Below are 19,657 nucleotides of genomic sequence, written 5' to 3' on the forward strand. Positions count from 1 at the left end.
CGACACCTGCAATGCATCTGGCAAAATTTCTCCGCGCCTGTGGAGCCCTCGCTGCGTCAATGAGTGACCAGCTATGAGCGGACTGCAGGCGTCTATGCGTCTGTATGGTCTGGTGAAAACCACCGGCTCTGCTGACGATCCGAATCGACAGGCTGTCGAAATTCTCTGCATGGCCCAGCGCACCGGCGGCCTGGCTATTCGGGCTTTCGTGTCGCGGCTTGATGCCGAGTTGATGACGCGCAGTGCCGACCTTGGCGACTACCGCGTGGTAGCGCTGAGAACCTTTGATCCCACAGCGATTATCGACGCCCATCAAGGCTGGCTGATGCTGCACATCTGTTGCGGCTTCGTCGCTCTCGCCGGCCATTCTCTGTTGAAAAACGGTGCGTTGATCCCGATGGGCTGGCACGTCTACTCCGAAGTGGGGCGCTGGACCTCCAGGCATCATCTGGACCTTGGCGTGGAAATGGTCGAGTTGCTGCAACGACTTTCGAGCGCAATCACCTGCGCAACTACAACGCCTGGCTCAACGAACTTGATGATGCAACGCCTGCCGAGTTGAGTTGGCAAGCCAACGAAGCCTGGCGTGCCATACAAACCGCGACATCACCTGAAAGCCGTGAGCATTGTCATGCTCTGTTCGACCCGGTCGATAATCGCTGGCGCTTTGCCGCGACCGACATCGACATCTATCAGCCATCCCCGGCACTCCTTAAGCAAGGAGCTTTGAATTGAGTGGTAAACCCGCAGCTCGCGTCACCGACCCAACCGCCTGCCCACTGCCAGGTCACGGCACCAACCCGATTGTCTCCGGCTCGCCGGACGTATTCTTCGACGGCCTCGCTGCTGCACGCATGACCGATAAATCAGCGTGTGGCAGCCCTATCACCGGAGCGGTCTCCGGCACTGTTTTCATTAACGGCCTGAATGCCGCGATGCTCGATAGCACTGGTGGGCATGGCAATGTCGTGATCGGTGGCTCGGGCACGGTGATCATCGGCCAAAGTGGGGGAGGGGCCGCATTTAGTGGGCTGTTGCCGATGCCGGTGCATTTCACTGACAGGTTGCAAGTGACGAATGAAGCGACTGGACAGCCAGTGCCTTATCACGCCTACACCATTCAACGAGGCGACGGAAGTGAGGAACACGGTGTTACTGATGCGAACGGATTCACTCATATGGTCAGTTCGCACGTGGCAGAAACCATCAAACTATTCGTGGAATGATTGCTTATGTCCGAAGTCAATGCACCTACTGAAGTACCTCATGCGAAAAGGGAAGTCAAAGCGCATACACTTACATGCAAGACCGATCAGACCAATAAGCAGGTGGCCATATCTCTGCGGAATTTTGTGGTTTTTTTTATTGGTGGTGCTGGAGACCAGGAAAGTTATTACTTCAGTGGGCCAAATAATAATGTCGACGCGGTGCGCGAAATCTTTATCAGAGATGCCAAGGCGTTGAAATTTCCTGTGGGAAAATTTGAGTCGTGGCCTCTTGGCTATAATGATTTCATTACCGATAAAGACCTATCTGAAAAGGTACTGGCGAAGATCCCTGACTGCTCAACCGCTGTGTACATTGTGGGTCATAGTCTGGGAGGCTGGAATGGCGCCCACCTTTCAGCCAATCTCACGGAGAAGGGCTATACAGTGAGAATGTTACTGACCATCGATCCGGTTGGCGAAGGTGTAATGGTCTGGGGTATTTCCAATATCTACCGGTTGCCACCCAAGCCCAAGGCTCAGTACTGGGTTAATATTCGCGCTGCGCCGAAGATAACGAACGTATCAGATACGGTTGCTAGTTTTGGTGAACAATGGGAGGTTTCTACCGGGCCTAATGTAATGGGGCGCGTAGATGTGAATCATGCGGATGCAAATATTATGTATTTGCGGCCGTTGGATAACGGCAAGACTGCTCGTCAGATTTTTAACGAGTCGGTCTTGAGTTTTTTCAAGGAATGAACATCGTGTCTCGATTTTTTTTGATGGGTTTATTGGTCATATGTTCTGGATGTTCAATGAATCACGAAAAGCCGGCTGCGAAGCTGTTTTATTCCGGTGTTGATGAGTTGGAAGACACCGGAATCTATCAGGTTCACTTTCTCGCCGATGTGGAATTACTCGAGTTGTTCACATCACATATAAGCCAAGGGTTGGTATGTACTGTGGATGATGATGTGGACTTTTCTGTTGGGCACCAGATAAAACGCTCCGGTTTTGGCCTTGTTGAGCGCGATGAGAGTGGCGCTGCAAACGAGTACAAAGCCGACGTGATTTTCAGAGAGTCGACTGGCGAAAAGGGCGCGGAAATCTTTCCGGAGGGGCCGGTGCTCAATCGTTGGTTTACGAACAGACGTTTTATTTCCTGCGTGTTCCGCGTTCATACGACTCCTTACAAAACGTATTTTTCCCAAATCATGCGTGTGCCAACTGCCGACCTGGCGCGAGCTATCAACAGGGAGTGAATCCTTCATTCATCCAGGCTCCTTTTCTGGCGGGAGGGAGCCTGATCTCGATTGCTCCTCTGCCGCCTTTCAATGTCCGCTGAGCAGATGCATGCAGCGCCTTTCGCAGAGAATCCTTAATACCTTGGCTTTTTCTCCGTGGATCCTTACGGAGCACGATTTGTACCCGCGACAAGACAAGCTCGCCACTTGCGCTAATCCCAAAATATGGGATTGATATTTATATATTGAGATTTTAGTTCGCTCGGGTTTATAGTCCATCGCACTCACTGCCAAAAACAAAACAGGTGAAGCGATGCAGGCGCAATTGATCGCGCTCGATTGGGGGACGACCTCATTACGTGCTTACAAACTTGCGGCCGACGGTGTGGTGCTGGAGCAGCGTGCGCTGTCGTCCGGGATCATGCAGTTGCCCAAGACCCCGCGAATCATCCACGGCCGTGAATGCGCCGATGGTTTTGAACTGGCCTTCGACGAGGCCTGTGGTGACTGGCTCGATGCGCAGCCGGATCTGCCGGTGATCGCTTGCGGCATGGTCGGCAGTGCGCAGGGCTGGCGCGAAGCGCCTTACTGCGAAACGCCAGCCGACGTCGCCCATCTCGGAAATTCCCTACAAACCGTTGTCAGTCTGCGCGGTACGCCGGTGCATATCGTCCCGGGCGTGATCCAGCGTTCGCGTCTGCCGAATGTAATGCGCGGCGAAGAAACCCAAGTCCTCGGCGTGCTGCAAAGTCTGCCGGTCGAGGCGGGTGATGATCTGCTGATCGGCCTGCCTGGCAGCCACTCGAAGTGGGTGGAGGTGGTCGATGGCCGCATCACCCATTTCGACACGTTCATGACCGGCGAAGTGTTTGCCGTGCTCAGCGAGCACAGCATTCTCGGCCGTACCCAACAACCGAGCGCGACCTTCGATGCGCAGGCGTTCGATCGCGGCGTGCAAATCGCGCTGTCGACAGATGCCGAGCTAGGTGTGCTCTCGACCTTGTTCAGCGCCCGCACCCTCGGCCTGACCGGTGAATTGAGCCCGACTGCTCAGGCGGACTATCTGTCCGGCCTGATGATCGGCCATGAGCTGGCCGCGCTCGCCAATGTGCAGCGGCGCCGGCGCAATCAAGCGAATCTTCCAGCGATCGTGCTCATCGGCAATGCGCTTCTGTGCGCACGCTATCAACGCGCCCTCGACGCCTGCGGCTTTGCTCGGGTGACGCTGGCCGAGCAGGCCACCGAGCGTGGCCTGTGGCAACTGGCGCGTGCCGCCGGACTGATCGATTCCTCATCCCGTTAACCCTGACTGGAGGCCTGACATGCTCAAGCAAGCACTGGCACAAAACGGTCTGATCGCGATTCTGCGTGGCCTGCAACCGCAGGAAGCGGCGGCTGTCGGAGAAGTCCTGTATTCCGCCGGATTTCGTGTTATCGAAGTACCGCTCAATTCCCCATCGCCGTACGAAAGTATCCGCATCCTGCGCGACGCGCTGCCCGCCGATTGCCTGATCGGTGCTGGCACGGTGCTCAGCCCCGAGCAGGTCGAGCAGGTCAAAGCGGCTGGCGGACAAGTGATCGTCATGCCGCACAGCGATGCCAAGGTATTGCGCGCGGCGAAAGCGGCGGGGCTGTACCTGTCGCCGGGCGTGGCCACGCCGACTGAAGCCTTCGCCGCACTGGCTGAGGGTGCGGACATTCTCAAGCTGTTTCCGGCCGAACAAATGAACCCGGCGGTCGTCAAGGCCTGGCTGGCGGTGTTGCCAGCCGGCACGGTGCTGGCGCCGGTCGGCGGGATCACACCGGACAACATGCAGGCCTTTATCGATGCCGGTGTGAAAGGTTTCGGCCTCGGTTCCGGTCTGTTCAAACCGGGCATGACGCCCGAGCAGGTGGCGGTCAATGCCAAGGCCTACGTGACTGCCTGGAAAGCCCTGCGTTAAGAATTTTGGCGCTGTGTGCGCTGCATCTAATAAAAGCTGCATTTACAAAAGAGAGCAGAGATGAAAATCACCAAACTCACGACCTTCATCGTTCCGCCGCGCTGGTGCTTCCTCAAGGTCGAAACCGACGAGGGCGTGACCGGTTGGGGCGAGCCTGTGGTCGAAGGGCGCGCGCATACCGTAGCGGCTGCGGTGGAAGAATTGTCCGACTACCTGATCGGCAAAGACCCACGCAATATCGAAGACATCTGGACCGTGCTCTATCGCGGTGGCTTCTACCGTGGCGGCGCGATTCACATGAGCGCGCTGGCCGGTATCGACCAAGCGCTGTGGGACATCAAGGGCAAGGCCCTCGGCGTGTCGGTCAGCGATCTGCTCGGTGGCCAGGTGCGCGACAAGATTCGTGTGTATTCGTGGATCGGCGGCGACCGTCCGGCCGACACCGCGCGTGCGGCGAAAGAAGCAGTGAGCCGTGGTTTCACTGCGGTGAAAATGAACGGCACCGAAGAACTGCAGTTCCTCGACACTTTCGAGAAAGTCGACCTCGCCCTGGCCAACGTTGCCGCCGTGCGTGATGCGGTCGGGCCGAACGTCGGTATCGGCGTCGACTTCCACGGCCGCGTGCACAAGCCGATGGCCAAGGTGCTGATGAAGGAGCTCGACCCGTACAAACTGATGTTCATCGAAGAACCGGTGCTCAGCGAAAACTACGAAGCATTGAAAGAACTGGCGCCGCTGACCAGCACGCCGATTGCCCTCGGCGAGCGGCTGTTCTCGCGCTGGGACTTTAAACGGGTGTTGAGCGAAGGCTACGTCGACATTATCCAGCCGGATGCCTCTCACGCTGGCGGCATCACTGAAACCCGCAAGATCGCCAACATGGCCGAAGCCTACGACGTCGCGCTGGCGCTCCATTGCCCGCTGGGACCGATCGCGCTGGCTGCCTGTTTGCAACTCGACGCGGCTTGTTACAACGCGTTTATCCAAGAGCAGAGCCTGGGCATCCATTACAACGAGAGCAACGACTTGCTCGACTATGTGAAGGATCCGCGCGTGTTCGACTACGACCAGGGCTTCGTGAAGATTCCGAACGGCCCGGGGCTGGGCATCGAGATCAACGAGGAATACGTGATCGAACGCGCCGCCGTCGGCCACCGCTGGCGCAACCCGATCTGGCGTCATGCCGATGGCAGCTTTGCCGAGTGGTGATCTCCTGATTCAGCACTGATCCCTGTGGGAGCGAGCCTGCTCGCGAATGCAATGTCACATCCGCCATCCATGTGACTGACCCGACGCTTTCGCGAGCAGGCTCGCTCCCACAGTTTGATCTCCAGGGAGAGGAGATCTGCGTCATGACCTCAACAAACATAAAAAGAGGCTCTCCTCATGCAAACGCATACCCTCTCCGGGCAGGCGTCTTTAGTCACGCCTAGCCGCAAGCGATTTTTCATCATGGTGTTGCTGTTCATCACCGTGGTCATCAACTACCTGGACCGCAGCAACCTGTCGATTGCCGCGCCGGCGCTGACCAGTGAGCTGGGCATCGATCCGGTTCACGTCGGTCTGATCTTCTCCGCGTTCGGCTGGACCTACGCTGCCATGCAGATCCCCGGCGGCTGGCTGGTCGATCGCGTGCCGCCGCGCATCCTTTACAGTGTCGCGCTGCTGCTGTGGTCGCTGGCCACGGTGATGCTCGGTTTCGTCAGCAGCTTCATCGCCCTGTTCGTGCTGCGCATGGCCGTCGGTGCGCTGGAAGCGCCGGCCTATCCGATCAACAGTCGCGTGGTTACGACCTGGTTTCCCGAGCGCGAGCGCGCCACGGCGATCGGTTTCTACACTTCCGGACAGTTTGTCGGTCTGGCCTTCCTGACCCCGGTGCTGGCGTGGCTGCAACATGAATTCGGCTGGCACATGGTGTTCGTCGCCACCGGCGCGGTGGGCATTCTGTGGGCGCTGATCTGGTACGCGGTTTATCGCGAGCCGCGCGATTTCAAAGGCACTAACCAGGCGGAAATCGACCTGATCCGCGAAGGCGGCGGGCTGGTCGATATCCAGGCCGAGGCGGCCAAGGTCAAAGCCAAATTCAGCTGGACCGATCTGGGCATCGTCCTCAGCAAACGCAAGTTGTGGGGTATCTACCTCGGCCAGTTCTGTCTGAACTCGACGCTGTGGTTCTTCCTCACCTGGTTCCCGACCTATCTGGTGAAATACCGCGGCATGGACTTCATCAAGTCCGGCTTGCTCGCATCGCTGCCATTTCTTGCCGCTTTCGTCGGTGTGTTGTGCTCGGGATTCTTTTCCGACTTCCTGATCCGGCGCGGCTACACCGTGGGCTTCGCACGCAAGTTGCCGATCATTGGCGGTCTGTTGATTTCGACCTCGATCATCGGCGCCAACTTTGTCGAGTCGACGCCGCTGGTGATTGCCTTCCTCGCCCTGGCATTTTTCGGCAACGGGCTGGCGTCGATCACCTGGTCGCTGGTGTCGACGCTGGCACCGGCGCGGTTGCTCGGTCTGACTGGTGGCGTGTTCAACTTCATCGGCAATCTTTCGGCGATCGCTACGCCGATCGTGATCGGCTTCCTTGCCAGCGGCGATTCGTTCGCGCCGGCGATCACCTACATCGCCGTGCTCGCGCTGGTCGGTGCCTTGTCCTACGTGCTGCTGGTGGGCAAGGTCGAGCGTATCGAGTTGTAGTGCTCTGCGTCGGGCGACCATAATGCCGCCCGTTCCTTCGCTCAACGGTAAAAAGGCTGGATATGCAGGAAGACGCCCCGGAAAAAACCAAGGACGCCGCGCCCACCGGCACCCAGACGCTGCTGCGCGGCCTCGGTGTAGTCCAAGCGGTGGCCAGCGGCGCGCGTGATCTCAAGGAGATCGCCCGGCTGATCGGCACCACGCGCAGCACTACCCATCGTCTGGCCAGTTGTCTGGTCGACGAGCGTTATCTGCGCGTGGTGCCGCAAATCGGTTATCTGCTCGGGCCGAAGCTGATCGAACTGGGCTTTCAGGCCCGCGAAGAGTTGCCGCTGGTGACGTTGGCCGGGCCGTATCTGGATGAGTTGTCGGCGCTGACCGGCGACACGGTGCATTTGGGGATCAGGGAAGGCGACGAAGTGCTGTACCTGCTGAAGAATCCAGGGCGCAACGGGCCGGAAATGCGCTCGCGGGTTGGCCATCGCATGCCGCTGGTGCGCACCGGGATCGGCAAGGCCTTGATGCTCGATGATTCGCCGCAGGATTGGCGGCGGCTGTACGACATCAGCCTGCCGGCGGGGGGCAAAAGTCAGTTCTGGCCGCAGCATCCCCAGCAGTCGTGGGAACAGCTTGAGCAGCGCATGGGCGAATACGTTGCCGGTGGCTACGCGTTCGATCTGGAAGACAACGAACCGTCGATCCGCTGTGTGGCGGCGCCAATTCGTGATGCGAGCAAGGGCATAGTCGCGGCGATCAGTATCGCCAGCACCGTGCCGTACATGCCGCTGGAAAAAATGGCCGAGTTGATCCCCCTGCTCAAAGGGGTCACAACCCGGCTGTCGGCGGAGCTTGGTTTGAAGGTATAGCCCTAAGGTTTAGGCCTTCAGCGTCGCCATGTCGATGACGAAGCGGTACTTCACATCACCGGCAATCATCCGCGCATAGGCTTCATTGATATTGCGGATGTCGAGCATTTCGATGTCGCAGGTGATGTTGTGCTCGGCGCAGAAATCCAGCACTTCCTGGGTTTCGGCGATACCGCCGATCAGGGATCCGGCCAGTACGCGACGGCTCATCACCAGTTTGCCGGCGTGGACGGGCGGGTTCACCGGCTCGATCAGGCCTACCAGAATGTGCACGCCGTCGAAACGCAGGGTGTCGAGGTACGGGTTCAAATCGTGTTGCACCGGAATGGTGTCGAGCAGGAAGTCGAAGTAGCCGGCAGCGGCCTTCATCTGCTCGGCATCGGTGGAGACGATGACGTGATCGGCGCCCTGACGGCGACCTTCTTCAGCCTTGCTCGCCGAACGGGTGAACAGTGTCACTTCCGCGCCCATAGCCTTGGCGAACTTGATGCCCATGTGGCCGAGGCCACCCATGCCAAGAATGCCGACCTTGTCACCGGCCTTGACGCCGTAGTGCTTGAGCGGCGAGTAGGTGGTGATGCCGGCGCAGAGAATCGGTGCGGCGCTGGCCAGTGCGAGTTTCTCGGGGATGCGCACAACGAAGTGTTCGCTGACCACGATGCTGTCCGAATAACCGCCCATGGTGTTGCTGCCATCAACCCGATCCGGGGTGGCGTAGGTCATGGTCGGGCCTTCGAGGCAATATTGCTCGAGGTTCGCCTGACAGGCTTCGCAGCTGCGGCAGGAGTCGACCATGCAGCCTACGCCAACCAGATCGCCTACCTTGTGACGGGTGACATTCGCACCGACTGCGGTGACTTTTCCGACGATCTCATGGCCAGGCATCAGCGGATAAACGGCGATGCCCCATTCGTTGCGTGCCTGATGGATGTCGGAATGGCAGACGCCGCAGTAGAGAATTTCGATCGCCACGTCGTCGGCGCGCGGGCTGCGGCGTTCGAATTTCATCGGGGCGAGGGGCGTGGTGGCCGATTGGGCGGCATAGCCGATGGCGGTGTACATGAAGGACCTCGCAAAAACAGTGACAAGTGAGGCGGTGAATTCTGGCCGTCAGACGCGGGTGCGGCCATGACGATTTCTCCGGGTCTCATGCCTAATCCTCCGGCATGCGGGTTTCGGCGATCGCATTGGTCAGCGGATCTGCGATGATGTTTTCATCCCCTTTTCCGTGAATTTTACGAAGACCTATTCGATGCAGTTGACCCGTCATCTTGATGCCAATGCCCGGCTGGTTTCGCTGATCGAACCGCTGGCGCTGCGCGATGGCTACAGCCAGACCGGCCTGCCAGGTGTGCAGATCCTGCGCGCCAGTTGCGACGTCGCCCGTGGCCCGCACATTTACGAGCCGAGCCTGATGATCATCGCCCAGGGCAGCAAACTGGCGTTCCTCGGCCCACGAACCATGGAATACGGCGCCGGGCATTACCTGATCCAGGCGCTGCCGGTGCCGTTCGAATGTGAAACTTTTGCCTTGCCCGATGCGCCATTGCTCGGTGTGTCGGTGGCGATTGATCGCGTCCTGCTCGGCGAATTGGTGCTGGCTATGGGGCTGGCGCCGGGTCGGCATATTCCGGCGCAGACGCCGGAGTCGATGACCTCGGTGGTGCTCGACGATGCCATGCGCGGTTGTGTCGAACGGCTGCTCAGCTGTCTGCACGATCCGCTGGAATGCCAGATTCTCGGCCCGGCGCGGGTCCGCGAGTTGTTGTTCGTTGCGTTGCGCGGGCCGCAGGCGGATGTGTTGCGAGCGTTGGTCGAGCAACAAGGGCAATTCGCCCGGGTGGCGGCGTCGATCAGCCATCTGCATGCGCATTACACCGAGCCGCTCAATGTCGAGACACTGGCCAGTTGCGCGAACATGAGCGTGTCGACGTTTCATGAGCATTTCAAGCGCAGCACACTGTTGTCGCCAGTGCAGTATCTCAAGCGTTTGCGCTTGTTAAAGGCGCAGACGCTGCTGGTGGCGGAGGGGCTGGGTGTCGCGCAGGTGGCGCATCGGGTGGGGTATCAGAGCACGTCGCAGTTCAGCCGCGAGTACAAGCGTTACTTCGAACGCAGTCCGGGGGATGAGCGCGCTGCCTGATCCGCCGTTATTCCCTGTGGGAGCGAGCCTGCTCGCGAAGGCGCTGGATCAGTCGACATCATCTTCATATGACACACCGCTTTCGCGAGCAGGCTCGCTCCCACAGTTGTTTTGTGGTGTCAGGGGAATTTTGGGCAACAAAAAGGCCCCCATTTCGGGAGCCTTGTTGTTCAGCGTTTCGACTTACATGTTCGGGTAAGTCGGGCCGCCGGCACCTTCCGGCGCCACCCAGGTGATGTTCTGCGCAGGATCCTTGATGTCACAGGTCTTGCAATGCACGCAGTTCTGGGCGTTGATCTGGAAGCGCTTCTCGCCATCTTCCTTGGTAATCACCTCGTATACGCCGGCCGGGCAGTAACGCTGCGCCGGTTCGTCGTACAACGGCAGGTTTTTGCTGATCGGGATGCTCGGATCGGTCAGCTTCAAGTGGCATGGCTGCTCTTCTTCGTGGTTGGTACCGGAGATGAACACCGAGCTGAGTTTGTCGAAACTCAGTTTGCCGTCGGGTTTCGGATAGTCGATCTTCTTGCAGTCGGCCGCGAGCTTGAGGCAGGCGTAATCCGGCTTGGTGTCGCGCAGGGTGAACGGCAGTTTGCCGCCGAAGATGTTCTGGTCCAGCCAGTTGAAACCACCGCCGATGATCGCGCCGTACTTGTGGATCGCCGGGCCGAAGTTACGGCTGGCGAACAGTTCTTCATGCAGCCAGCTGTTCTTGAATGCGTCGACGTAAGTGGTCAGTTCGACGGTGCAATCCTGCTCGGCAAACAGCGCATCGGCTACCGATTCCGCCGCGAGCATGCCGGACTTCATCGCGGTGTGGCTGCCTTTGATCTTGGCGAAGTTCAGGGTGCCGAGGTCGCAACCGATCAGCGCGCCGCCCTTGAAGACCATTTTCGGCAGCGAGTTCAGGCCACCCTTGGCGATGGCGCGGGCGCCATAGCTGACGCGCTTGCCGCCTTCCAGATATTGCTTGAGCACCGGGTGATGCTTGAGGCGCTGGAACTCATCGAACGGCGACAGGTAAGTGTTGCTGTAGGACAGGTCGACGATCAGACCGACCACCACCTGATTGTTTTCCAGGTGATAGAGGAACGAGCCGCCGGTGTTTTCGGTGCCCATGATGTCCAGCGGCCAACCGGCGGTGTGCACCACCAGGCCTGGCTGATGCTTGGCCGGGTCGATTTCCCAGATTTCTTTCAGGCCGATGCCGTAGTGCTGAACGTCGGCATCGCTGTCGAGGTTGTAGCGTTTGATCAGTTGCTTGCCGATGTGGCCACGGCAGCCTTCGGCGAACAGCGTGTATTTGCCACGCAGTTCCATGCCTGGGGTGTACAGGCCTTCTTTCGGGTTGCCTTCACGGTCGACGCCCAGATCACCGGTGATGATCCCGCGCACCACACCGTTTTCATCGATCAGCGCTTCCTGAGCGGCGAAGCCCGGGTAGATTTCCACACCGAGGTTTTCCGCCTGCTGAGCCAGCCAGCGGCACAGGTTGCCCAGGGAGATGATGTAGTTGCCTTCGTTGTGCATGGTCTTGGGCACAAAGAAGTCAGGAATCTTCTGCGCACTGTCGGCGTTTTTCAGCACGAAAATGTCATCGCGTGTGACTGGCGTGTTCAGCGGTGCGCCGAGTTCTTTCCAGTCCGGGAACAGTTCGTTCAGGGCGCGGGGTTCGAACACCGCACCGGAGAGGATGTGCGCGCCGACTTCGGAGCCTTTTTCGACCACGCAGACGCTGATTTCCTTACCGGCGTCAGCGGCCTTCTGCTTCAAGCGGCAGGCGGCGGACAGACCAGCGGGGCCGGCACCGACGATGACGACGTCGAATTCCATGTATTCGCGTTCCACAGGCTATCTCCTACTCAAGGCTCAACAGTTTTTTTTCTAATATGGAGGTTTGATCTCGCATCCGTATTGCCTTTACGTTAACGTCAAAGGGAATATTGGCGAATCCACCTTTCTCTCTAGGCGGCGCATTATATCTACACCACTCCTAGCGTCCAATACAAACGTTTGTTTGAATCGCCTCCAGCCCTGATAAATCAAAGAAGCGCGGCTTATGACAGGGCATTTTGGCGTATTGACCAGAATGGGCGTTCCGGTCAAGATACGGGCGGTTTTGCGCTCGCCGTAGGCAGACTGGCGGTTTCAAGAGCACCTCTAAAGACAGGGCACAGGCAGTAGGCGGTGATGCGCAGCGCAAGTCCGGCGCGCAGTTTACACAGCGTGAGAATGAATGACCCGACAGTCACCCCTGACGAACGGTCACCGCTCTTCGCGAAGTGAATCACCTCACATTCAAGCCGGCGTTTTTAGAGGTGCCCTTGTCGCCCGATGAGCATCATCCGCCAGGTTCGCCTAGGCGACTTTCTTTTCACCGGAGAGTAACGAGGAATCCATGAAGGTTCTTGTAGCTGTCAAACGCGTTGTGGATTACAACGTCAAGGTCCGCGTCAAGGCGGACAATTCCGGCGTCGACCTCGCCAACGTCAAGATGTCGATGAACCCGTTCTGCGAAATCGCCGTGGAAGAAGCCGTACGCCTGAAAGAGAAGGGCGTTGCGACTGAAATCGTCGTCGTCTCGATCGGCCCGACCACCGCTCAGGAGCAGCTGCGTACCGCACTGGCTCTGGGTGCCGACCGCGCCATCCTCGTCGAATCCGCTGAAGACCTGACCTCGCTGGCCGTGGCCAAGCTGCTCAAGGCCGTTGTCGACAAGGAACAGCCTCAGCTGGTGATCCTTGGCAAACAGGCGATCGACAGCGACAACAACCAGACCGGCCAGATGCTCGCGGCACTGAGCGGCTACGGTCAGGGCACCTTCGCTTCGAAAGTCGAAGTCTCCGGCGACAGCGTTGCCGTGACTCGCGAAATCGACGGCGGCGCGCAGACCGTTTCGCTGAAACTGCCGGCCATCGTCACCACCGACCTGCGTTTGAACGAGCCGCGCTACGCGTCCCTGCCAAACATCATGAAAGCCAAGAAGAAGCCTCTCGAAGTGCTGACTCCGGACGCTTTGGGCGTTTCCACCGCCTCCACCAACAAGACCCTGAAAGTCGAAGCGCCGGCTGCACGCAGCGCGGGCATCAAGGTCAAGTCGGTGGCTGAACTGGTTGAAAAACTCAAGAACGAAGCGAAGGTAATCTAAATGACTATCTTGGTTATTGCTGAACACGACAACAAAGTGTTGGCCCCGGCCACACTGAACACCGTGGCTGCTGCGGCCAAAATCGGCGGCGACATCCACGTTCTGGTAGCAGGTCAGGGCGCAGGCCCGGTGGCCGAAGCCGCAGCGAAAATCGCTGGCGTGAGCAAAGTCCTGAATGCTGACAACGCCGCTTACGCGCATCAGCTGCCGGAAAACGTTGCTCCGCTGGTTGCAGAGTTGGGCAAGAATTACAGCCACATTCTGGCTGCCGCCACTTCCAACGGCAAAAACATCCTGCCGCGCGTTGCTGCTGCGCTGGACGTTGACCAGATCTCCGAGATCATCTCGGTAGAAAGCGCTGACACTTTCAAGCGTCCGATCTACGCCGGTAACGCCATCGCCACCGTGCAATCGACCGCCGCGATCAAAGTGATCACCGTGCGTGCCACCGGTTTCGATCCGGTTGCTGCTGAAGGTGGTTCGGCTGCCGTTGAAGCTGTTGGCGCTGCGCACGACGCCGGTACCTCGAGCTTCGTCAGCGAAGAGCTGGCCAAGTCCGATCGTCCTGAGCTGACCGCTGCCAAGATCGTCGTCTCTGGCGGCCGCGGCATGCAGAACGGTGACAACTTCAAACACCTGTACGCGCTGGCCGACAAGCTCGGCGCTGCTGTTGGCGCTTCGCGCGCTGCGGTCGACGCAGGTTTCGTACCGAACGACATGCAGGTCGGTCAGACCGGCAAGATCGTTGCGCCACAGCTGTACATTGCCGTCGGTATCTCCGGCGCGATCCAGCATCTGGCCGGTATGAAAGACTCCAAAGTGATCGTTGCGATCAACAAGGACGAAGAAGCGCCGATCTTCCAGGTGGCCGATTACGGCCTCGTGGCGGATCTGTTCGAAGCAGTACCTGAGCTGGAGAAGCTGGTCTAATCCGGCGTCTTCACTTATAAAGAGCCCGGCCTGTTGGTCGGGTTTTTTTTTGTCTCGAATTTCAAGCGGGAGCGTTTTGCCATGGATCTGCGCTGCGGATGGTTGTTGGGATGGGTGCTGTTGCCAGGTCTGGCCACGGCCGCTGGCAAGTGCGAGCGCCTGGTTGTCACCGGCAGCCCGGATGCGCCGCCCTATCTGTGGCAGGACCCGCAAAACCCCAAACGCCTGATCGGCGCTAGCGCCGATTTGCTGCAGCAAGTGGCCAAGGATCTGGGCATCAAAGTTGACCTGCTCTACGCCGGCAAACGCTCGCAGGCCCTCGATGAAGTGCGCAGCGGGCGCATGGACATGCTGGCCGACGCGCCGTTGACCGTGAATGAGCTGGAAAACCTCGACTACATCCATCCGCCACTGCTGGAAAACGACTACCTGGTGTGGACGCGCAAAGGCTCGACGCTGACCTATGCCGAGGCCAGCGACCTGAAAGGCCATGCCGGGGCGGTGTCGGAAAAGTCGCGGATGACCCAGGCATTCGGCACTTTCGCCGAACAGAATCTGACCCTGACCCGCACAGCAAACCTTACCGAGGCATTACAGAAACTGCTGTTGGGCGAGGTGGAATATGTCCTCGCCGGACGTTACTCAGGCCTGGCCGCCGCGCAGACATTGGGCATGACCAGCGATCTGTTGGCGTTCGAACAACCCATCGACCGGCCGGGTCTGTTCCTCGCGGTTTCGCATAACTCGGCCTGCAACGATCCGTGGTTGCGCGGACAGCTCGCCAAAAAGATGACAGAATTGCCCGCGTCCGGACTGACGGAAGCCGCGCTGCAACGCAACATCGAGCGCTGGAAGGCGCAACAGCAACAGTCGCCACAACCTGTCAGTGCCCCAAAACAGTAGGGATTCTTAGTGAGTATTCGACCTCTTTTCGCGGCTGTGGCCGTTCTGGCCCTGGCCGGGTGCGCATCCGATCCGGCACCCAGTGAACAAATGCGTCTGACCGAACAAGCCATCGTGCAGGCCAAGGCAGTCGGCGCCACCGCTGACGAAGTGCCGGAAATGCAACTGGCCGAAACCAAGTACAACCGCGCCAAAGGCAGCATGGCCGACGAGTCCTATCGCAATGCGCGCATGCGTGCCGAGCAGGCCGAACTGGATGCACGTCTGGCCGAAGCCAAGGTGCTGACGAAAAAAAGTGAAGAGCAACTCAATGTGCTCAATACCCGCATTGTCCGCCTGCGCAAGCAGCTGCAACTGGGGGAAGCGCAATGAGCCTCAAGTCCAACGCTTTGGGCATTCTGCTCCTCGCCGGTTGCGCCAGCCTGTACGGCTGCGCTGGCCAGCACAGCGAGGCGGCGCTGCAACAGGCCGGCGCTGATTTCCAGAAGGTCAAGGAAGATTCCAACGTCCTGCGCATTGCGCCGAAAGACGTGATCCGCGCCGGCGAATCCCTGGCCCGTGCCGATCGGCTGTCGACCTATTGGGGCAGCGGTGCGGACGTAGTGCATTACGCCTACTTGAGCCAGCGCTACAGCGAAATCGCCCGCGAGCACACCAACCAGGCGCTCAACGAGGAACGCGCAGCCAAGCTCGAGCTTGAGCGTCAGCGTCTGCAACTGGCTCTGCGCGAGTCGAAGCTGCTCAGTGTGCAGCAGCAGGGCAAGTGGCTGGAGGAACAGATCGAGGCGCTGGCCACCACACAGACCGATCGGGGGCTGGTCATGACCCTCGGCGACGTGTTGTTCGACACCGGCCAGGCGGAACTGAAAAACTCGGCCAACCGTGTCGTGCTGAAGATCGTCCAGTTTCTGCAACTCAACCCCAAGCGCGTGGTGCGCATCGAGGGTTACACCGACAGCACCGGTGGCAAACAGGAAAACCTCAAACTGTCCCGTGATCGTGCGCAGTCGGTGGCTGACGTGCTGGTCGATCTGGGCATCGATGAAAAACGCATTCAGGTCGAAGGTTATGGCGACCAGTTCCCGGTTGACGCCAACGCCTCCGAGCGCGGCAGGGCGCAGAACCGCCGGGTGGAAATCGTGTTCTCCGACGAAAAAGGCCAGCTCGGCGCCGCCCGTTGAGGGTTGCGTCTCTGGAAAGCCCGGACTGTCATGCAGTGCCGGGCTTTTTTATGTCTGTCGATTGCTGCGCAAAACCGTACAGATGGGGCAGACACCCCACTGTACGGTCGAGTAATCTGGCAACTGTCCCAGTACACTTCTAAACTGTTCCGGTATTGTTTCACACAAGAATAAAACGCCCGTGAAATCGAGTGCTGCGTCATGACCAATCTCTTGCTCTACCAACGTATTGCTCAGCAACTGGCCGAAGACATCCGCCGTGGTGTCTATCAACCGGGGGAGCGCGTGCCTTCGGTGCGCAAGATGAGTTCGCAGCTCAACGTCAGTCATGCGACGGTGTTGCAGGCTTACGCCAACCTTGAAGATCAGGGCCTGATCCGCGCTCGGCCGCAGTCGGGTTACTACGTGCACCAGACCCCAGCGCTGACCGCGCCGACGCCGGATATTGCCCGGGTCGAACGGCCGGGGCTGGTGACGCGCAGCAGCATCATTCAGCAGGTATTGGTCGAATCCCGCCGCGAAGGCGTGTTTCCGCTGGGCGCTGCGGTGCCGAGCGTCGATTATCTGCCGGTGCGCGCGCTGCATCAGCAACTGGCCAAGGTCACCCGGTTTCACAGTCCACGGGCGTTCAGCTACATGTTCAGCCCCGGCTTCGAACCGCTGCGTCGGCAAGTCGCGATCCGCATGCGTGACGCCGGCGTGGTGGTCGATCCGTCGGAAGTGGTGATTACCCACGGCTGTGTCGACGCCTTGCAGATGTCATTGCGTGTGCTGACCCGGCCGGGGGATCTGATCGCTGCCGAATCACCGACCTATTACGGCCTGCTGCAACTGGCCGATCTGCTTGGCCTGAAGGTCATCGAAATCCCCAGCGACCCCGCCACCGGCATGAGCCTGGAAGCCTTGCAACTGGCCGCCAACCAGTGGTCGATCAAGGCGCTGGTGCTGACCACGCGCCTGAGCAATCCCCTCGGCGGAACCATGCCGGAAGAGCGGCAGAAACAGTTGCTGCGGCTGGCCTCGGATTTCGACATTCAGATTGTCGAAGACGATATCTACGGCGAACTGATGTTCGAGCAGGGCCGTACCAAGGCGCTGAAGGCTTACGACAGGCTCGATCGGGTGATCTACTGCTCGAGCTTCTCCAAAACCTTGTCGCCAGGTGTGCGTATCGGCTGGATGATCGCCGGCAAATACCAACAGGAAATCCAGCGCCTGCAAACCTTCAGCACCCATTCGGCGTGCAGCGTCACGCAGATGGCGATTGCCGCGTATCTGGAAAACGGCGGTTATGACCGGCATTTACGCTACATCCGCCAGGAGTACCGGAAAAACCTCAGCGCGTTCCAGCTGGCGGTTCAACAGCATTTCCCTGAAGGCACGCAGATGTCCCGGCCAACGGGCGGTTTCATCCTTTGGGTGAGCTTGCCGGGGCGGGTCAACACCCAGGAATTACATGTCCGCGCACTGCAACAAGGCATCAGCATCGCGCCGGGGCTGATCTTCAGCAACACCGAGCAGTTCAACCACTGTATCCGGCTCAATTGCGGCATTCCGTGGAACCGCGAGGCGGAGCGCGCGCTGATGACGTTGGGTCTGTTGGCCACCCAACTGTGTCAGGAAATGGCTGGCGGATTCTGAACGGGGAGGGCGCTGAGGCTTGTCATGTGACGCACAACAAGCGAGCATGTGGCCCTCTGCCGTTAGTTCGTTGGGTCCATGAAAGCCATTGTTCCTGCCGCGTGGGTATTGCTGGGTTTGTTGATGATCGGTCAGGCACCGGGTGTCATGGCGGCCGCAGCCCAGGAAAAACCGGCAGCGACCAGTACGACGAAGAAAGCCGTCAAAACCGTGGCTCCGGCAAAAACAGCCCAGGCCAAAACAAACGCCACGGTGAAGAAGCGCCGCCCGGTTGCCTCGAAGTCGAAATCCGCGAGCGAAGTGGCCAAGACCAAATTGCCGCCGGCAAAACTCGATCTCAGCCTGCCCAAGGATATGGTTGAAGACCTGAAGCCACAGGGCACCGTAGAACTGCCCAAACGCGAGGCGATCCTGCCGCAGATGTTTGGCGAAAAAGATAACGGCTTCCAGCTCAACGGCCGCTTGCTCAGCAATGAAATGGAGTTGCAATTGCGCAACGAAGCGCGACGCGATGTGGAAGGCGCGGCGCTGGATTTCGAATTCAAGCAATAGATGCAGGCCTCTGCGACGCGCAGAGCAGACGCTTCGTCGGAGACTGCCCGGTCACTTTTACTTATCGTTGAAAAGCCGCTTGCAGCAATTTGAAACAGCTGTTTTAGCGGTTACTCTGTTCCCCGTCTCTTTACACATCGCCCGTCGCGAGGATCTGTTCGTCATGAAATGCCGTGAAGGCTGTGGCGCTTGCTGCATTGCCCCCTCCATCAGTTCGCCGATTCCCGGCATGCCCGATGGCAAACCCGCCGGCGAACGTTGCGTGCAACTGTCGGTCGATAACCTGTGCAGCATTTTCGGCCGTCCGGAACGTCCGGCTGTCTGCTCGGGTTTCGCTGCGGATGTCGAGGTTTGCGGCAGCAGTTCGCAAGAAGCGATCAGATTGATCGGCTGGTGGGAGCAGATGACGGCGGCGTGATGTGTTCACCAACGGAACTTCAACAATAAGGAATAAAACTATGGGTTCGCTGCACCGTATCGCTGTGTTGTGTGGTCTGACTGCCGTACTTGCCACCTCGGTCGTCCACGCGGAAGACTGGAAAGTTGCCAAGAACGAAGACGGCATCAAGGTTTCCCTGAGCGAAATACCCGGTTCGGATTACAAGTCCTACCAAGGCGTTGCGCTGATGAAAACAACCGTTGCCAAACTGCGCGCCTTGCAGGAAGACGTCTCCGGCGCCTGCGCGTGGATTCACGAATGCAAGAGCCAGAAACTGCTCAAGCACGAAGGCGATCTGAGCTGGACCTATTCGCAATTCAATACGCCGTGGCCGGTGACCCCGCGTGATTCGGTGTTGAAAATCACCACTGTTGAGGGCGCCGATGGCAGCCTGACCCGTAATCTTGAGGGCGTGCCGACCTATCTGCCGGAAGAAAAAGGCTTCGTGCGGGTCCAGCAAGTCAAAGGCTTCTGGAAGTTCGTGCCTAAAGGCGATCAGGTTGAAGTGACTTACCAGGTGCACACCGAGCCGGGCGGTAGCGTGCCGGCCATGGTCGCCAACAAATTTGTGGTGGATGCGCCATTCAATACCCTGAAAGCGCTGAAAGAACGCGCCGAGAAATAATCAGTTGGCTGTAAGCAAAACGCCCCGAACCATTCGGGGCGTTTTGTTTTGTCTCTAAATTGTATTTCCAGATATGCGTTGCACGAAATTTTCACAAAGTCTCCAAGACAATTCGCCCGCACTTGTTGACTGCCATT

General features: G+C 58.9%; 21 protein-coding genes. 19 read left to right on the top strand and 2 right to left on the bottom strand.

Annotation, left to right across the window (positions count from 1 at the left end; genetic code table 11):
• The first annotated feature begins 73 nt into the window (after positions 1–73).
• The 9 genes from AB4N48_RS05390 to AB4N48_RS05430 all read left to right on the top strand — a co-directional run bounded on the left by AB4N48_RS05390 (position 74) and on the right by AB4N48_RS05430 (position 7,958).
• Positions 74–562: a hypothetical protein gene (locus tag AB4N48_RS05390; RefSeq protein WP_460094912.1), complete on the top strand. Its 489-nt coding sequence runs from the start codon at positions 74–76 to the stop codon at positions 560–562.
• A 169-nt stretch (positions 563–731) separates the two neighbouring features.
• Entirely contained in the window at positions 732–1,226 is a 495-nt protein-coding gene (locus AB4N48_RS05395; RefSeq protein WP_041479413.1) for a PAAR domain-containing protein, read from the top strand.
• Positions 1,227–1,232: 6 nt separating this feature from the next.
• On the top strand, positions 1,233–1,967 hold the full coding sequence (locus AB4N48_RS05400; protein ID WP_460094914.1) for an alpha/beta hydrolase: 735 nt from the start codon (positions 1,233–1,235) through the stop codon (positions 1,965–1,967).
• A 56-nt stretch (positions 1,968–2,023) separates the two neighbouring features.
• Entirely contained in the window at positions 2,024–2,470 is a 447-nt protein-coding gene (locus AB4N48_RS05405; protein ID WP_236168413.1) for a hypothetical protein, read from the top strand.
• A 295-nt stretch (positions 2,471–2,765) separates the two neighbouring features.
• Entirely contained in the window at positions 2,766–3,755 is a 990-nt protein-coding gene (locus AB4N48_RS05410; RefSeq protein WP_150637665.1) for a 2-dehydro-3-deoxygalactonokinase, read from the top strand.
• Positions 3,756–3,774: 19 nt separating this feature from the next.
• Positions 3,775–4,395, top strand: a complete 621-nt coding sequence (locus tag AB4N48_RS05415) for a 2-dehydro-3-deoxy-6-phosphogalactonate aldolase (protein ID WP_150637667.1) — start codon at positions 3,775–3,777, stop codon at positions 4,393–4,395.
• A 60-nt stretch (positions 4,396–4,455) separates the two neighbouring features.
• Positions 4,456–5,604: a galactonate dehydratase gene (dgoD, locus tag AB4N48_RS05420; RefSeq protein ID WP_016770960.1), complete on the top strand. Its 1,149-nt coding sequence runs from the start codon at positions 4,456–4,458 to the stop codon at positions 5,602–5,604.
• A 177-nt stretch (positions 5,605–5,781) separates the two neighbouring features.
• Positions 5,782–7,092, top strand: a complete 1,311-nt coding sequence (locus AB4N48_RS05425) for an MFS transporter (RefSeq protein ID WP_056788291.1) — start codon at positions 5,782–5,784, stop codon at positions 7,090–7,092.
• 62 nt (positions 7,093–7,154) lie between these two features.
• Positions 7,155–7,958, top strand: coding sequence for an IclR family transcriptional regulator (locus tag AB4N48_RS05430; protein ID WP_016770958.1), 804 nt, complete (start codon positions 7,155–7,157; stop codon positions 7,956–7,958).
• Between the two features lie 9 nt (positions 7,959–7,967).
• Here AB4N48_RS05430 and AB4N48_RS05435 read toward each other — a convergent pair whose 3' ends face one another.
• Entirely contained in the window at positions 7,968–9,020 is a 1,053-nt protein-coding gene (locus AB4N48_RS05435; RefSeq protein WP_071173192.1) for an NAD(P)-dependent alcohol dehydrogenase, read from the bottom strand.
• Positions 9,021–9,210: 190 nt separating this feature from the next.
• On the opposite strand from AB4N48_RS05435, the gene AB4N48_RS05440 reads away from it, so the two are divergent.
• The gene (locus AB4N48_RS05440; protein WP_460094916.1) at positions 9,211–10,101 is read left to right on the top strand and encodes an AraC family transcriptional regulator; all 891 of its coding nucleotides are present in this window, start codon (positions 9,211–9,213) and stop codon (positions 10,099–10,101) included.
• A 183-nt stretch (positions 10,102–10,284) separates the two neighbouring features.
• Here the strand turns inward: AB4N48_RS05440 and AB4N48_RS05445 are convergent, their stop codons facing one another.
• Positions 10,285–11,949: an electron transfer flavoprotein-ubiquinone oxidoreductase gene (locus tag AB4N48_RS05445; RefSeq protein ID WP_016770955.1), complete on the bottom strand. Its 1,665-nt coding sequence runs from the start codon at positions 11,947–11,949 to the stop codon at positions 10,285–10,287.
• Positions 11,950–12,499: 550 nt separating this feature from the next.
• On the opposite strand from AB4N48_RS05445, the gene AB4N48_RS05450 reads away from it, so the two are divergent.
• The 9 genes from AB4N48_RS05450 (at position 12,500) to AB4N48_RS05490 (ending at position 19,520) form a co-directional block, all read left to right on the top strand.
• Positions 12,500–13,249, top strand: a complete 750-nt coding sequence (locus AB4N48_RS05450) for an electron transfer flavoprotein subunit beta/FixA family protein (protein WP_007908338.1) — start codon at positions 12,500–12,502, stop codon at positions 13,247–13,249.
• Entirely contained in the window at positions 13,250–14,179 is a 930-nt protein-coding gene (locus tag AB4N48_RS05455) for an electron transfer flavoprotein subunit alpha/FixB family protein (protein ID WP_056788298.1), read from the top strand. It abuts the gene before it with no gap.
• Positions 14,180–14,260: 81 nt separating this feature from the next.
• Positions 14,261–15,082, top strand: a complete 822-nt coding sequence (locus tag AB4N48_RS05460) for a substrate-binding periplasmic protein (RefSeq protein WP_457262380.1) — start codon at positions 14,261–14,263, stop codon at positions 15,080–15,082.
• A gap of 9 nt (positions 15,083–15,091) precedes the next feature.
• A complete protein-coding gene (locus AB4N48_RS05465; protein ID WP_038860459.1) occupies positions 15,092–15,454 on the top strand; it encodes a DUF4398 domain-containing protein in 363 nt (120 codons plus the stop codon).
• On the top strand, positions 15,451–16,263 hold the full coding sequence (locus AB4N48_RS05470; protein ID WP_056788304.1) for an OmpA family protein: 813 nt from the start codon (positions 15,451–15,453) through the stop codon (positions 16,261–16,263). The genes AB4N48_RS05465 and AB4N48_RS05470 overlap by 4 nt, the downstream gene beginning before the upstream one ends.
• 201 nt (positions 16,264–16,464) lie before the next feature.
• Positions 16,465–17,904: an aminotransferase-like domain-containing protein gene (locus AB4N48_RS05475; RefSeq protein ID WP_041478242.1), complete on the top strand. Its 1,440-nt coding sequence runs from the start codon at positions 16,465–16,467 to the stop codon at positions 17,902–17,904.
• A gap of 78 nt (positions 17,905–17,982) precedes the next feature.
• The gene (locus tag AB4N48_RS05480; RefSeq protein ID WP_460094917.1) at positions 17,983–18,456 is read left to right on the top strand and encodes a translation initiation factor 2; all 474 of its coding nucleotides are present in this window, start codon (positions 17,983–17,985) and stop codon (positions 18,454–18,456) included.
• Positions 18,457–18,619: 163 nt separating this feature from the next.
• Positions 18,620–18,874, top strand: a complete 255-nt coding sequence (locus AB4N48_RS05485; RefSeq protein ID WP_071173185.1) for a YkgJ family cysteine cluster protein — start codon at positions 18,620–18,622, stop codon at positions 18,872–18,874.
• A 40-nt stretch (positions 18,875–18,914) separates the two neighbouring features.
• On the top strand, positions 18,915–19,520 hold the full coding sequence (locus AB4N48_RS05490; protein WP_071173184.1) for an START domain-containing protein: 606 nt from the start codon (positions 18,915–18,917) through the stop codon (positions 19,518–19,520).
• The last annotated feature ends 137 nt before the right edge of the window (positions 19,521–19,657 follow it).

The organism is Pseudomonas sp. S2_C11 (genome assembly GCF_054668395.1).